The following is a 15,180-nucleotide window of genomic DNA, read 5'->3' as shown; positions in this document are numbered from 1 at the left end:
GCATGGATTGGCATATTGAAACTGAAACGCTGTTAAAGCTTGGAATCGCAACATTAATCGGAATGGTCATCGGTCTCGAAAGGGAGCTGAAAAACAAGCCGCTCGGCTTAAAAACGTGCATCGTGATTGCGATCAGTTCCTGTGTTCTGACAATGATCAGCATTGATGCGGCATACCATTTTCCAAGGTCGAACAGAATCATGATGGACCCTTTGCGGCTTCCCGCACAAATCATATCGGGGATCGGCTTCATCGGAGCGGGCGTGATTTTACGCAAAAGCAACGACGTCATTTCCGGCCTGACCACTTCAGCGATGATCTGGGGAGCGGCCGGCCTCGGCGTCGCCATCGGAGCGGGCTTTTATAAAGAAGCGTTTGTCAGTCTGATTTTCATTTTAATCAGCGTCGAGTTTTTGCCGTGGATCGTCGGCAAAATCGGGCCCAACCGCTTGCAGGAAAAAGAAATCCGCGTCCGCATGTCCCTGAATGACAAGGATAAACTGACGGATATCTTAAAGGAAATGAAAGCGAAAAAAATCCGGATTCATTCCGTCCGGATCGATGATATGCGCGATAATGAATTTCCGATCATGGAAACGAAAATCATGGTTCATAAGAAAAGGTATGTCACCGATGTCTATTACGATATCAAAGCGATCGACGGCGTTGTCGGAGTTAAATGTGATACGCTGTAAACGCAAGCTTGATTCAAAAGAAGCAGCCGAAAAAAAGGCTGCTTTTTCTTTTATGAATCATCAATATGAACGGTCGGTTCTTGAGGATGATGGCTTCCTCTCGCCTAGAATTGATTATCCACTCTTCTCTCCTTTTCAACTGTTCGAGTAAACAATATGAGGACAATCAAAACCTGTATATGTAAGTCCTTATCAACAAGATGGAAATTTGCTATATTCAGTCGTTTTTTGGCTGATTGATGGCTAGAAGATACCTCAAAGCAATGCCTTGTGTAAATTTTCAATGTAATTAACCGATTTTGTCAGTCATTCAATTTAATGAATTTTATTTAAGGCTGCGTCATCTGCCATCACCGTCACATCTTTATGTTTCCTTAAAATTGAAGCAGGGAACTCTTGGGAGACACGGGTGCTGTTCAGCAGCCGTGCCAAGGCTTCAGATTTTTCATTTCCAGACACGAGCAGAAGGATCCGCTTACTTTCCATTATTGTTTCAATGCCCATTGTTAATGCCTTTGTCGGTACTTCGTCCAAGGAACGAAAGAACCGGGAATTTGCCTGCCGGGTTGATTGATCCAAATCAACGATATGGGTTCTGCTTTTAAAGCTTGTCCCCGGTTCATTAAAACCGATATGACCATTCAATCCCATTCCTAATATTTGTATGTCAATTGCTTTTTCAGAAACAAGTCTGTCGTAGCTGAGGCATTCTTGTTCCAAATCTTCCGCCATCCCATTGGGGATATTGATATTCCTTCGACTAATATCCAGATGTTTGAATAATTTTTCATTCATATAATAATGGTAGCTGTTTTTATTTTCTTTAGCCAATCCAACGTACTCGTCTAAATTAAAAGCAGTAACATTCCTAAATGAAATTTCCTTTTGCCGATACTTTTTTATCAGGCATTTATATAAACCAATCGGTGTCGAACCTGTTGCAAAGCCGATAACAGGATTATTTGAATTTTGAATGAGCTCAGCCATTAGATCAGCCGATTTTCCACTCATTTCTTCATAACCTGATACATGAATAATTTTCACGTTTTTCTCCTTTCCACAAAATAAAATGTCCAAGACTGACTACTGTATTAAACTGCACTGCAAAAAGGCCAAGCATTTTCGCCACACCTTTTTCAGTAAGACAATCCATTATTCAGGCACTTCTGCCGATAACGATCATTCACTCGATTACATTTCCTTTAGAATCATATACACCGATAAGTTCAGGATCTTCAGCAACGTTTTTTAAGATGGCTATATGTGCATTCGTGACAAAGACTTGTGTACGAAAAGCAAATATTGCCGTATCGCCGACTTTTGCTTCAACTGTGTTTAATGAACCGTAATAATCAATATGATCAGGCGTCATTTCAATAGCTTGAACCTTCTTAAGATGATCTTTGTTTGTTCCAACGAGCGCCGCTTTCATATGTGAACGCGGATAGAAACCGCCGCCGAAAACATAAGCATGATGATTAGATATGTGGGACACTTCGGTTACATATACCATCGCAGGCCTTTCTGCAAGTTGTTTCGTTGCATGTATGGGTGTCGTTCCAATTAAAGCATGGCCGGGTTCGCCTTGAGTTGCACCATTTTCCTTTAACAATTTCATTGTTGCACAAGATGTTGCACTTGGCATATTCATCTCAAGCTTTTTATACCCTCTTTCCATTAAAAACGATTTTACGGTTTGCATGGATGCTACATTCGGAGTAACTGCTGGAAGGCCGTCTTGGATCAATATGCAAGGAAAGCTTGTTAAACCTGCAATTTCAAGTCCTTCTAATTGTTCAATCGATTCGATATCCTTAACGATTTGCTCAAAAGTGAACCCTCCCTCTTGACCTTTATATATATAATCCTCTTTGTTTGCGATACGCAAAAAAACTTTTTGTTTTCTTCCCATTTTCTTAGCGACTCTATTAATGTTTTGAGCATTTTCAAGGCTGAAAACCGTAACATAATCAGGATGAAGCTCCAATATTGCGGGTATCATATGAATAGGTATTTGAACAAGATGTCCGACATGCCCAATTTTGATTCCATTTTGGCTGAGTGTGATTGCTTCCCACGGGTCTACAGCAACCGCTTTGCCGATTCCGCTTTCGGCTATAGCTTGTGCCACCAACGGATTACGACCAAATTGCTTTGTCATAAAAAACAGTTCAATATCCTGTTTTCTGGCTTTTTCACTTAACACTTTTGCATTTTTTTTGACGGTGTCCAAGTCTAATACATAAGTGTTAGGTGAAATGATTCCCTGCTGATGAAAACTCAATGCAGCCTCTATTAATTTTTTGTTATATTTTAATGTAGATTCCAAAAACATCAGTATGTCTCCTCTTTTCCTTTTTGCATTAAATGAAGGAATGAACTGCCGTTTTCAGTATTGCGAAGCCCTAGATAATCAGCAGAAGTTGCAGCAATGTCGGATAGCGTTTTTCTTTCCCCGATGTGAACAGGCGATAATTTTTTGTGATAAGCCAGCAAATATGTTTTTTCCCGTGTGTGTTGGTTGTGGCCGATCGTGGGATCATTCCCGTGATCTGCACTAATCATCAGCAGATCCTGATCTGTCATTTTCCGGAGAATTTCCGGCAAATATCGATCTACCATTTCAATCCGATTCGCATAACGGACGGGATTCTGTGCATGTCCGGCCAAATCGGTTTCTTGTACTGTGGCAGCAATCAAGCCTTTTTTGACGCGGTCCATCTCCTGAATAATATCCTTCATGACTTGTTCTGTATCTACACCTGGAAATCTATTTGCACCTTCACAATAAATGATGTCCTGCATTTTTCCGATAAGAGAGACTTCCATTCCCCTATTTCTCGCCAATGTCGGCAACTGATTTTCGGGAGAGATACCAAATCCTAAGTGACGAACTTGATATCCTTGCTTGTATACGTTAGATTTAGGCGAATTCACCCCTATTAATCCGTCTTCTCTTCTTTCAACCGATCTCTGCAAGTGTTCAGGTGTTACGTTTTCTCCTCCAAGAACAATCACGCGATTTACTTTAACATGATGACGGACGCATCTTCCTATTTTCAATACTTCATCAAACGGAATATAATCCAGCGGAGCGCTTACATTATAAATTTGCCCGTAATCTGTTTCGATATTATCAGCCACGACCACTAAATCGTTTACCAATAGATACGGCAAATCTGAATTCGGTATGTTAACTTTATAACCTTGATCTTCCAAAGCGAGTTTAACATGATTGAGATGTTCCGCAAAAGGAGCTAAATATGTCTTTTTAGGCTTTGTTCCCATGATTTCATTATGTCCTTCAAAACTGTCCGCTCCTTGATGCATCAGGTTTAAAACACCATAGCTGGCAATATGATCTGTTTTTTTCAATTTAGGATGGTGCAATATTTTATTAATACCCAATTTTTCGAGATTCGGAATGTTTAAAGAGGGCACCGTATCAAGTATGTGATAGAAAGTATTGGCGCCAACATCTGAAGGATGATAATCGCTTGCATCTTCCATATAACCGACACCTAAGCTGTCTAATATTATGATAATGACTCTTTTATTCATTTATATCATCGCCTTTTGAAGAATTTACGCTGAGATCTTCTGTTGCTCGATGAACGGATGTGTTTAGAATTCTTAAAATGGTCTCAGGACCGCTTCTTAATGGATTAATGCGGATCATTTTTTTTGCCAGTGATGGATCCGCAGATAAAAAAGTGCCAGACACTCTATAAAACATTGGTGCAAACTCGTATTTTGATTCAGCACCTATCGGATGGGGTGCTGCTCCCAATTCATTAGCATGATGAAGCACTTTTTCTGCAATTGGTTTAACAAACTCTACAAGTAAGACTTTTGATTGTGCATTTGCCAAATAAGCCTTTTTAACACCCTTAATGGCTCCATTATTAAGCGAGTGAACTAACTGATCATTGACACTTGCTTGTATTGCCAGCATAACCGGAGCATATATCAGACCCCTTAAAGCTTCTAAAGCTTCATAACCTTGAACTTGGCTTCCGCCTGAATAGTTTATTTTTTCTATTTTTTCTATTAAATTTTTTCTTCCTAAAATGACTCCAATACCTTCCGGACCTAATAGCTTGAACAATGAAAAGGTGGACAAATCGGCTTTGAGTTGCGCTCCAATCTTTTCTGCTTTCATCGCAGCATAGTTGTCATCCGTAATAATAACTAGATCAGAATAAATGGAACGTATTTTTTTTATCGTTTCAGCCAAATCATAATGGTCATCTATTTTTTGCCTCGTATGCTGAATCAATACACCTTTTAACTTCGGGTGTTTGAGGATGGCTTCTTTTATTTGTTCAGAATCGTGAAAATCCGCGTATATTGGCAAGATCCCCATCGACTCTAACGTTGTTTTACTTGTTGGATATATCGGTGCATCATGGACAAGGATCTCGTCACCCGGCTTTAAAAAGCTCATAAAACCAAACCTCAATGCCCCTGTTCCTGCACCACGAACTAACATTGCTTTCTCTGTGCCAAAGAAATCAGCTAGTGTCTCTTCTATTTTTTTTGTGAACCGCGGTTTATTGATTCCTTTTACAACGCCTAAATCGCCAAGTGAAAGCAATTCTTCTCCTCGAAAATGTCTTGTCATGACATCAACCAATTTAAATTGTCTATGCATGGCTTCTTCAATTGATAGGCTATCTAGAGGATAAGTATCCATGCTCATTCACTCTCCCCTTTCATAAAAGCGCGAGGATTTTTAATCAACATCTTATCAATTGATTCACCAGTTATTCCATAGGTTTGCAAGAGAGGGATAAACGTGTCTATCAAATATGAATAGCCCACCCCGCCTTTATATACAAGATGTGATTTTCTTGTGATATCCATGGACAACAGAACCTTGTCTATATACCCTTTATCCTGTATTTTTTTCAATATTTCGGCCCGAACACGATCAGGCATATAATTTTCTTTACCTATTGTATCGAATTCTACATATACACCTTCTCTCAGCATTTTCAATATATAATCGGCATCCCCAGATAAATCAACATGCCCTATCACCACTCGGTTTAAATCAACTTCATGTTTTTTAAAAAATTCTACTTGTTCATGTCCTAATGTTCCTATGGAAGTATGGGTTGATATTGGTTTTTTTGTTTGCTTATGTGCCACAACAACCGCTTCAAAAACTTTTTGTTCGGTTTCCGTCCATTTATTGTAACTTGTTCCAATTTCACCGATGACCTCGGCATTGGCATCTGTTCCTCTAATTCCTTCAACAATCTCCATAATCATTCTTTCTGCCAGCTTTTCTTTCGATTCACGAAACACATGGATCGGGTAAAAAGAATCTTGATAGAAACCAGTTGAAAAGACAATATTAATGCCTGTTTCTTTTGCAACTTTTTGGACGTATGTAATATTTCTCCCCATTCCAATATTCGTAACATCAACAATATTCCGTACGCCCTTTTCGTATAAACTTTTAAATTCTCTGACGGTTTCAGGAAATACATCCAACTTACAATCCTCATTGTTTTTTACTTTGGAAAGGTCTATCGTTGTATGTTCATGCATATAGGTCATTCCGTCTTTCAACATTCGGAAACTTCCCCTCTTTCGATGATTTAGCCAACCTGCCATAAACCGACTGCATAGAGAAGATTAGCGACAATCCCCAACAATATAACTGCAATTGGGCCGACAGCCAATTCAACAAGCGGTTTTGATGCTATTCGGTTTATTAAATAAAATCCAATAACCCAGAAGAAGCCAATGCCAGGAGCAATTTTTTCCCCTGCCATCGCACTGCCAATTAATATAGCCATTCCTAGAACATCTGACAGCGAAGTGCGGATATGCTCTCCCATCTCCCTTACACCAGGCAGTTTGTCCATGCTTTTTGATACTGCGGATAATGATATGACCTCTAAATACATGACTAAAAAGCCCAACAGAAATGCTAAAATCGGTATATCCCTGAAAATAAGACCCACTGCAAATACCAGTGTGGTACCAGCTAAACCATAAACCCCCGTTACGATTGCAGTTGAAAAAACTAAAGGGATGAAACCAATTCCACGTGCAAATGTAGCGATTGCCGCCTCTGTGTAAAGCTCTTTATTAATCAATGCTTGAGGCATTGCATCCACTGCTAAAATCAGCATAGATGATGTTAAAGAAACAAGCCCTCCCATAAGAGCTAATAACCAGCGGTTTTTCTTAATTCGATTTACACGCTCATTAAATATATTCACTAAATTTGCATTAGTAGATTCATCTCCTCCTCTAATTCTCGCTGCATAATAAATCATCATTAACATTCCTGCTAATAAAGCCATCCCTTCAGGACTGAGCGAAATTTCATATCCCGCCGCTTGAAATGTTCCAAACTTTTCGAATAAGAGAAAAGAAGCTAAAGTTACAATTGCAGTGACGGCGACTTTTTTTAAACCGTGCTGATATCCGACCGCTACAGCTGGAAATACTGTAAATGCGATAATAATAGGCTGGCCAATAAGACTTAAAGAGTCTATAAAATTCACGGGAAACTTGCCAAATAAATCTACTACAAATTGCAATCCTAAAACGATCCCAATACTATAAACGGCACCAATAACTCCTGCAGTTGCCATGCCTATTTTGTTTTCCGGAGTCCAAATGCCAATGATGTCACAAGCCAATAAAATACTGTGTCCAATAATGATTGTTGCTCCTATGGAAAGCGGAATACCAAACCCTATGATTAATCCAAAACTTAATGCAAAGCTTGTTGCAGCAAGCTCCCCTCTTGTCATTCTCCCCTCTAGGTATTCGGGCATAATCGGACGCAAACCATCATTAAATACAGCTACCCCGCGATTGACTAGTATAGAACCTAATGCACCAACAGCCGCTATGACAAGACATTGAATCAAAGAAAGGTCCATTACATTATTCACCTCTATGATTTTTCTCACCTTCTGTACATCATGTCATCCACGCTTCTTTTATTTCGAGCATCCAAGAAAGCGCTTTCCTTAACTGAAAAAAATTTAAGCCTGTATAACAAAATATATATTGGAAAAGTTCGCTTATTTTAATAAATAAGGAATTAAAATGTTTAATATATTTTGTGATGTTGAAGCGGTGAAACCAAAAGCAATTTTGCCGCTTTCTACTTCCTTCTCGATCTCTTCCTTGTTTTTTATGGTACTTGGAGAAGCCAAGGTGACGCATTTATCTTTACCTAATAATGCAATTGCCATTGCAAGAGCACCGCCAGATCCGGTTTCACAGGCGCCAATATAATAATCTGCCTTATTGTTTTTCACAGCCATAACAGCGTCCAAATCACCTTTGACCAATACTTCTACATTATTTCCCCCAATTTCTTTAACAAGTTTTTCAATCGCTTGTTTTTTCAACTGTCCGCCTATTACAATTCTCACCATAATAAAATCCTCCTATTTATTAGATTCTATGACTTTATGAAGATGAAGATAAAAATAAACGAGCTCACCTTCTGGAAGTTCTAGACCTGCCAGTGAATGTATAAAGTCTATCACTTCTTCTATTGCACTTTTATATGGTGTTTCATACATTTCATTGATGATGGCATTTGCAGGAACTTCTTCGCTTTCTCCCTCCTTAATTCTAGTTAAAGCCATCGCCATGTGCGTCCAAAACATTTCAGAGTCTTTGATCACCTCCTTTTTCAGCTTTTCTGATAAGAAAACAAATGTGTTCAATGTTGTGTTGAAAGCATTTTTTGTAATCACTCGACTCGTTAGTAAAATAGACAACTTTTCTTCCAGCTGTATTTGATTCACGCCAGTTCCTCCAATATACTGTATTTAGTATTTTAAATTAGATTTTAAATGCTAACCCATCGCCTCATTTATTGAATGACAAGTCGGATGGGCCGGCATTTTAGTAGCGCGGTATTTTCTCTCCCTTTTCTACGCTTTTTTGGGTGTCTAATATCTGTTTCTCATTAACCAAATTCCACTTTTCTGCTATTTCTTTTTCTCTGTCTCCTTCAATAACAATAACGGCTTCTGTTGTATCCTTGGAAATTTTCTTTGCTTTCGGTGAAAAAAAATCGATTGCTTTAAACGTTTGAATCATTCTTTTGTCATCAGCATTCCAAACTGCTGCATCAATTTGTTTTGAAAGAAGCATATCAAAGAGCTGCATATAATTCACATTGACAAATTCAGCATTTTTGTTTTCAAATTCAGCCAATGTTAATTGTTTCTGATCTAGAGATTCCAAATCAACACCTACTCTTACGCCATCCTTGCCTATTTCCTCATCTGGATGAGCTAAGAAGATTTTATGGGAAGATACATAACTACTTTCCCCGAATTTTTTGAAAATTTTCAAATTTGGATATTCTGCTATGATATGATCTGCCGTCATCTTAGAAACAATTGCAAAATCACTTCTTTTTGTTCGGACTGCTTCGATTCGATTCACTCCGCCACGCATGTAGATCAAGTTAACTGTTTTTCCGGTTGATTCAAACCCTTCCACAATCCCTGTTGCCAGACCCTCATATTTTCTTGAATACGGAAGTGGCATTGAGCCGATTAATGGTGCAATACCTGCAATCTCAAGTAATAAATTGTTATCCTTACTTACCAAAAACGTTCCTAAATGCCCTCTAGCCTCCAATTGAATCGCTTTCATATCAACTAATAAATTCAGCGCACTTTGCACAGTCCCCCTGCCGATGGATAACTTATGACAGTAGTCTGAGATACGGGGAATTTTTTCACCTGCTTTGATATTCATCAATTCTTTAGCAATATTTTTAGCTGCCAAACCATTTTTAGAGTAAAATTTTTCCCACATAATTAATCTTCCTTAAAACAATATACTATATTCTGTATAATCAATTATAAGAGTTGTGTCCTAATTTTGCAATAGTATTTTATTCAGAATACGTTAAGAAAAATTTGTTGGTGCTTCATAAATGAATGATAGGTCTCCATATCCCTTTTCTGCGTAATAAAAGAAGCAGCCAAAGGGCTGCTTCTTTTTTATGAATCATAAATATGGACGGTCGGTTCTTTGTCTCCCGGCTTTTTCAGAATGACGGCTTCCTGCCCGGCTGACGAATTAATGTTGATCTCAACGTTCAGTCCGCTTTTGCCGTAGTAGTCCATCACTTCACCGGTCAAGAACTGGGTAAAGGCGATGACTTCGCTTTTGCCGTAAAACTGCATCGGGATGTTGATTTTCATGTCCTGCATTTGGTCGTCTTTATAGAGAGCCGTGCCGACAACCCCTGTGTAGTTTGGAAAATACGTATCGACTTTGTTTTTAAAGCGTTTGAAGAGCTCCGCGTCATCCGGATGCTTCTCCGAACCTTCTGTTGAAGGGAAGAACGTGTACTCTTCATTGATTTTATCCCAGCCGCCGATCTCGCTTGTCCCTGCTTTCACATCGGTTTTGGCGATAAAGTTTCCAGGGACGATCGATGACTTAGGCGCCTGCTTGTAAAGCATGATCGTCAGCGGAATATTTTTTAGATCATCCATGTTTCTGATCCGTTTCGCCACTTCTTCAGCGATTTTTTCGCCTTCCTGCCTCAGCTTTTTGTCGCTGATGGTCACTTCTTTTTGCGGGTCGCCGACATTTTCGCGGTAGTAGTGGACAGAGTTCAGCGCAAGGCCGATCACGACGCCTCCGAGCTCAATCGTATCCTTGTCTTTGCGGACGAGGTAGTCGTGCTCAAGCATATGGGCGAGGTATATCGGGCTTTCTTCGTTTTGCTTCTCTGTTGATCCGCTTCCGGAAAGGGCCGGGTTCAGTCCGAGGTTTTTGAAGTTTTTATCGTCTTTCTCCGCTTTTTTCAAGTCGTCCCCCGTTTTTTTGCGGGCGAGCCAGCTCGATACCGTATCCTCATCCAGGTATTGTCCTTCTTGAAAAAGGTAATCGTCAGTAGAAAATGAATCTTGCGCAAGGCGCATCATGCCTGTCTCAAATTCATCGATATCCAGCCGCGTATTCAGGCGTTCGGTCGTCAAGCCGCGGGCTTTCCCCGCCTTGAAAGGAAGAACCATTTTATAATAAGAATCGGAGATGTTGTATTTCGGAATGATGGCTTTTTCTTTCGACTTATCCGTTTTCTGCACCATCTCCTGCTCTTCTTCTCCCCCAAAATTCGGCGCACAGGCTGAGAGCATGAGCATACCCGCAGCAGCCGCCAAACATAATATCTTTTTCAATAGAAAACACTCCTCTTATTTCTTTAGCTCACTGATCAGTCTTGCCTCATCCCATACTTCGATGTTTAGGTCTTCAGCTTTCGCCAGTTTGCTGCCTGCCGCTTCGCCGGCAATGACGAGATCGGTTTTTTTGCTTACACTGCCTGTGATTTTTCCGCCGAGCGCTTCGATTTCCGCTTTCGCGTCATTCCGCGACATCTCGCTGAGCTTCCCGGTCAGGACGATCGTTTTCCCCGCAAAATACGAATCGCTCGCTTCAGCGGCCGCTTTTTTCGGGCCTTTATACACGGTGTTGACCCCGAGTTCTTCAAGCTCGTCCAACAGCTTCAGAATCTCTTCTTTTTCAAAATAGGTGACGAGGGCGTCCGCCATCTTGTCGCCGATTTCATCGACTTCGATCAATTCTTCTTTTGTCGCTTTTTTAAGCTTATCGAGCGTTTCAAAATGCATCGCCAGCGTCTTGGCCGCTTTGGCGCCGATGAAGCGGATGCCGAGTCCGAAGAGAAGCCGTTCCAATGAGTTCTTCTTCGATTTTTCAATCGAATTCAATAAGTTGTCGGTCGACTTTTCCCCCATCCGCTCGAGATTGATCAGCTGCTCGCGCGTCAGCTTATACAGATCGGCGACATTATGGACGAGGTCTTCGCGGAACAGCTGGGTGATGACGCGCTCGCCGAGACCATCTATATTCATCGCATTCCGGGAAACAAAATGGATCAGGCCTTCCCTGATCTGAGCCGGACATTCCGGATTAATGCAGCGAAGCGCGACTTCTCCTTCGATTCTGACAAGCTCGCTTCCGCATTCCGGGCATTCCTTCGGCATGTTGAATTCTTTTTCTTTGCCCGTCCGCTGTTCGACGAGGACGTTGACGACCTCCGGAATGATGTCTCCCGCCTTTTTGACGACGACTTTGTCCAGCAGTCTGATATCCTTCTCTTTAATTAAATCTTCGTTGTGGAGAGAAGCTCTTTGGACGGTCGTTCCCGCCACTTTTACAGGTTCGAGAATCGCAGTCGGGGTCACTGCGCCCGTCCGGCCGACGCTTAATTCAATGTCCAAAAGCGTCGTAACAACCTCTTCGGCAGGAAACTTGTAGGCGATCGCCCAGCGCGGGCTTTTCGCCGTAAAGCCGAGCTCTTCCTGCTGGTCAAGGGAATCGACTTTAATGACGATCCCGTCGATTTCATACGGGAGGTCGGCGCGTTTTGTCTTGAGCTCTTCGACAATCTCAATGACTTCTTCGATCGTGCTGCATTTTTTTCTTTCATGATTGGTTTTGAAGCCGAGTTCGTCGAGGAAATCGAGTCCCTGGCTTTGCGTTTCAACGCCCATTTCATCAAGCTCCGCTATACTGTAGACGAAGATATCGAGATTTCGTTTCGCGGCAATTTTCGGATCGAGCTGCCTTAATGAACCGGCAGCGGCGTTCCGCGGGTTGGCGAACGGCTCTTCATCACGTTCGATCCGCGCTTTGTTCAGCAGTTCAAAGGAGCGCTTCGGCATAAAAGCTTCGCCGCGCACTTCAATAGAAAGATCGCGTTTCATTCTGAGGGGAATGTTTCTGATGGTTTTCAAATTTTCCGTAATATCCTCGCCCGTCGTACCGTCGCCTCTCGTCGCACCTCTGACAAATACGCCGTTTTCATAGCGCAGTGAAACAGCAAGACCGTCTATTTTAAACTCGACGTTGTATTCAACGTCTCCGACCGCCTGGCGGACGCGGCGGTCAAAGTCGCGCAGATCTTCTTCATTAAACGCGTTGCCGAGGCTCAGCATCGGCGTTTTGTGCTGCACTTTTTGAAAGGCGTCCAAAACGGCTCCGCCGACGCGCTGAGAAGGAGAGTCCGGCGTTTTCAGGTCGGGATGCTCTTCTTCAAGAGCAATCAGCTCTTTCATCAGCTTGTCATATTCGGAATCAGGCACGCTTGGATCGTCAAGGGTGTGATATTCGTAGTTGTATTTGTTAATCAATGCATGCAGTTGTTCCACACGGCGTTTAGCTGCTTCTTTTTCCATTGGTTTCGTCCTTTCATTTCAGGTCTTTTGCCATTATTGCTTTTCAATTGGCGCAAAGGCCGCGAGAAGACGCTTCACTCCGGTCGGGCTCGGAAAGGCGATGTCAAGCTCTGTCGATTCGCCGGATCCCTTGACGCTGACAACGGTTCCGACGCCCCATTTTTTATGGGAGGCTTTGTCGCCGACTGCCCAATTGACGCCGTCGCCGCCGGTTTTGCTGTACGATGCAGCCGGACGGGTAACGGGGCCTCTCCGCTCGGGCTTTCTTCCAAACGGCGTTTTCAGATCTTTTTTCTTCTCGTTTAGATTGTCCAATAATTCCTCCGGTATTTCCGCAATGAACCTTGATTCCGGGTTCATATTCGTTCTTCCGAACAACGTCCGCATCCGCGCGTTCGTTAAATAAAGTTCTTCCTCAGCCCTCGTGATGCCGACGTACGCGAGTCTCCGCTCTTCTTCCATCTCCGCTTCCTCCATCAGGGAGCGGCTGTGCGGGAACACTCCTTCTTCAAGCCCCATCAGGAACACGACCGGGAATTCGAGTCCTTTTGCAGCATGAAGCGTCATTAAGATGACCGCGTCTTGATTTCCGGTCTCTTCTTCCTTCTGATCAAGCTGATCGATATCGGCGATGAGCGCCAAATCGGTCAAAAAAGCGACGAGCGATTTGTCTTCGCTTTGCTGCTCAAAGTTTTTCGTTACGGAGAGAAATTCGTCGATATTCTCAAGGCGGCTCTGCGCCTCCAAGGATTTTTCCGCTTTCAGCATTTCGCGGTATTCGGTTTTTTCAAGGATTTCTTCCGTAAGCTCTGTGACGGATAAGTATTCCTGCATATTCGTCAGGTTTTCGATCGTCTGTCTGAACTCATCAAGCGCGTTGGCCGCTCTAGCACTGAGGCCGATAAAGTCAACCTGGCCGAGCGCTTCAAATAAAGACATACCGTTCATGTCGGCATAGGCCGCGATTTTATCGACTGAAGTCGCACCGACGCCGCGCTTCGGGACGTTCACGATCCGCGCAAAGCTGATATCGTCGTCAGGGTTTGCGACGAGGCGCAAATACGCGAGGATGTCCTTGATTTCTTTTCTGTCATAGAACTTCGTGCCGCCGACGATGTTGTAGTTGATGTTCGCCTTCATCAGCGTTTCCTCAATGACCCGCGACTGGGCGTTCGTCCGGTACAAAATCGCGATATCTGAGAAGGATCGTTTTCCAGAGCCGACGAGCTCCCTGATTTTGCCCGCGACAAATTGGCCTTCGCCAAATTCGTTGTCGCCTCTGAAGTAGGAGATTTTCGCCCCTTCGTCATTTTCGGTCCAGAGGTTTTTCGGCTTTCTGTTTGAGTTGTTCTGAATCACTTCATTGGCCGCGTTCAATATCCGCTTTGTCGATCTGTAGTTTTGTTCGAGCAGAATGACGCTCGCATTCGGATAGTCTTTTTCAAACGACAGGATGTTGGCGATATCCGCTCCGCGCCATCTGTAGATCGACTGGTCGGAGTCCCCGACAACGCAGATGTTTTGGAAGCGCTGCGCCATTTTTTTGACGAGCAAATACTGCGCCCTGTTCGTATCCTGATACTCATCGACATGAATGTATTGGAATTTCCGCTGGTAGTATTCAAGCACTTCCGGCACCCGGTCAAACAGGACAATCGTCGTCATAATCAAATCGTCAAAATCGAGCGACTGGTTTTTCCGCAGTTTCTTCTGATAATCTTTGTAGACATCGCTGACGACTTGTTCAAAAAAACCGCCGGCTGTTTTCTCGTATTCTTCCGGGGCGATCAACTCGTTTTTCGCACTGCTGATCGATCCTAGTATGCTTCTCGGATCGAATTTTTTCGGATCGATGTTTCTTTCTTTCAGGATTCCTTTAATGACGGAAAGCTGGTCAGACGTATCAAGAATCGAGAAATTCCGGTTGATGCCGATTCTGTCGATGTCTCTCCGCAAAATTCTGACGCACATGCTGTGGAACGTCGAAATCCAGATGTCATCCGCTCCCGGTCCGAGAATGCTTTCCACACGTTCTTTCATTTCTCTGGCCGCTTTGTTCGTAAATGTAATCGCCAGTATGTTCCACGGGGCAACGCGCTTCTCCGCCATTAAATACGCAATGCGGTGCGTCAATACCCGCGTCTTTCCGCTTCCTGCTCCTGCCATGATCAAAAGCGGACCGTCCGTCGTTTTGACCGCTTCCTGCTGCATCTTGTTCAATCCGCTTAATAATTGGTCGCTAATGTAATTCAATTCCGTTCACCGCC

The 15,180-nt window shown here is 42.7% G+C and carries 13 protein-coding genes; 1 reads left to right on the top strand and 12 read right to left on the bottom strand.

The features are described 5' to 3' along the window. Positions 1–2 precede the first annotated feature (2 nt). A complete protein-coding gene (locus tag TRNA_RS25130) occupies positions 3–695 on the top strand; it encodes an MgtC/SapB family protein (RefSeq protein ID WP_003179588.1) in 693 nt (230 codons plus the stop codon). Positions 696–1,010: 315 nt separating this feature from the next. Here TRNA_RS25130 and nagB read toward each other — a convergent pair whose 3' ends face one another. From nagB to pcrA, 12 genes are all read right to left on the bottom strand, one after another. Beyond that, entirely contained in the window at positions 1,011–1,739 is a 729-nt protein-coding gene (gene nagB, locus TRNA_RS25125; RefSeq protein ID WP_003179587.1) for a glucosamine-6-phosphate deaminase, read from the bottom strand. Between the two features lie 139 nt (positions 1,740–1,878). Beyond that, a complete protein-coding gene (locus tag TRNA_RS25120) occupies positions 1,879–3,030 on the bottom strand; it encodes a YhfX family PLP-dependent enzyme (RefSeq protein ID WP_003179586.1) in 1,152 nt (383 codons plus the stop codon). Next, positions 3,030–4,256 (bottom strand): phosphopentomutase, encoded by a 1,227-nt coding sequence (locus TRNA_RS25115; protein WP_011197620.1) that lies wholly within the window; start codon positions 4,254–4,256, stop codon positions 3,030–3,032. Before TRNA_RS25115 ends, TRNA_RS25120 begins: the two co-directional genes overlap by 1 nt. Further along, positions 4,249–5,397, bottom strand: coding sequence for an aminotransferase class V-fold PLP-dependent enzyme (locus TRNA_RS25110; RefSeq protein WP_003179584.1), 1,149 nt, complete (start codon positions 5,395–5,397; stop codon positions 4,249–4,251). The genes TRNA_RS25115 and TRNA_RS25110 overlap by 8 nt, the downstream gene beginning before the upstream one ends. Next, positions 5,394–6,278 carry a phosphotriesterase family protein gene (locus tag TRNA_RS25105; protein WP_003179583.1) on the bottom strand — a complete coding sequence of 295 codons (885 nt, stop codon included), beginning with the start codon at positions 6,276–6,278 and terminating at the stop codon, positions 5,394–5,396. The genes TRNA_RS25110 and TRNA_RS25105 overlap by 4 nt, the downstream gene beginning before the upstream one ends. A 26-nt stretch (positions 6,279–6,304) precedes the next feature. Then, positions 6,305–7,606 (bottom strand): YhfT family protein, encoded by a 1,302-nt coding sequence (locus TRNA_RS25100; protein ID WP_011197618.1) that lies wholly within the window; start codon positions 7,604–7,606, stop codon positions 6,305–6,307. 144 nt (positions 7,607–7,750) lie between these two features. Then, positions 7,751–8,110, bottom strand: coding sequence for a DUF2620 domain-containing protein (locus TRNA_RS25095; protein ID WP_003179581.1), 360 nt, complete (start codon positions 8,108–8,110; stop codon positions 7,751–7,753). A gap of 12 nt (positions 8,111–8,122) precedes the next feature. Next, complete coding sequence (locus tag TRNA_RS25090; RefSeq protein WP_003179580.1) at positions 8,123–8,488, bottom strand: PRD domain-containing protein; 366 nt, start codon at positions 8,486–8,488, stop codon at positions 8,123–8,125. 100 nt (positions 8,489–8,588) lie between these two features. After that, a complete protein-coding gene (gene yhfZ, locus TRNA_RS25085) occupies positions 8,589–9,515 on the bottom strand; it encodes a GntR family transcriptional regulator YhfZ (protein WP_011197617.1) in 927 nt (308 codons plus the stop codon). 188 nt (positions 9,516–9,703) lie between these two features. Continuing rightward, on the bottom strand, positions 9,704–10,894 hold the full coding sequence (locus TRNA_RS25080) for a CamS family sex pheromone protein (RefSeq protein ID WP_009329137.1): 1,191 nt from the start codon (positions 10,892–10,894) through the stop codon (positions 9,704–9,706). Between the two features lie 15 nt (positions 10,895–10,909). Continuing rightward, positions 10,910–12,913 (bottom strand): NAD-dependent DNA ligase LigA, encoded by a 2,004-nt coding sequence (gene ligA, locus TRNA_RS25075; RefSeq protein ID WP_003179573.1) that lies wholly within the window; start codon positions 12,911–12,913, stop codon positions 10,910–10,912. Between the two features lie 33 nt (positions 12,914–12,946). Then, entirely contained in the window at positions 12,947–15,166 is a 2,220-nt protein-coding gene (gene pcrA / locus TRNA_RS25070; protein ID WP_003179572.1) for a DNA helicase PcrA, read from the bottom strand. Positions 15,167–15,180 lie beyond the last annotated feature (14 nt).

The organism is Bacillus licheniformis DSM 13 = ATCC 14580 (assembly GCF_000011645.1).
Taxonomy (GTDB): Bacteria; Bacillota; Bacilli; order Bacillales; family Bacillaceae; genus Bacillus; species Bacillus licheniformis.
This window is presented reverse-complemented; position numbering and strand designations above follow the sequence as displayed.

Excerpts from the sequence above, each read along its gene's own strand:
- TRNA_RS25130 (WP_003179588.1), top strand. The coding sequence starts at position 3 with ATGGATTGGCATATTGAAACTGAAACGCTGTTAAAGCTTGGAATCGCA.
- TRNA_RS25120 (WP_003179586.1), bottom strand. The coding sequence starts at position 3,030 with ATGTTTTTGGAATCTACATTAAAATATAACAAAAAATTAATAGAGGCT.
- TRNA_RS25115 (WP_011197620.1), bottom strand. The coding sequence starts at position 4,256 with ATGAATAAAAGAGTCATTATCATAATATTAGACAGCTTAGGTGTCGGT.
- TRNA_RS25110 (WP_003179584.1), bottom strand. The coding sequence starts at position 5,397 with ATGAGCATGGATACTTATCCTCTAGATAGCCTATCAATTGAAGAAGCC.
- TRNA_RS25105 (WP_003179583.1), bottom strand. The coding sequence starts at position 6,278 with ATGTTGAAAGACGGAATGACCTATATGCATGAACATACAACGATAGAC.
- TRNA_RS25100 (WP_011197618.1), bottom strand. The coding sequence starts at position 7,606 with ATGGACCTTTCTTTGATTCAATGTCTTGTCATAGCGGCTGTTGGTGCA.
- TRNA_RS25095 (WP_003179581.1), bottom strand. The coding sequence starts at position 8,110 with ATGGTGAGAATTGTAATAGGCGGACAGTTGAAAAAACAAGCGATTGAA.
- yhfZ (WP_011197617.1), bottom strand. The coding sequence starts at position 9,515 with ATGTGGGAAAAATTTTACTCTAAAAATGGTTTGGCAGCTAAAAATATT.
- ligA (WP_003179573.1), bottom strand. The coding sequence starts at position 12,913 with ATGGAAAAAGAAGCAGCTAAACGCCGTGTGGAACAACTGCATGCATTG.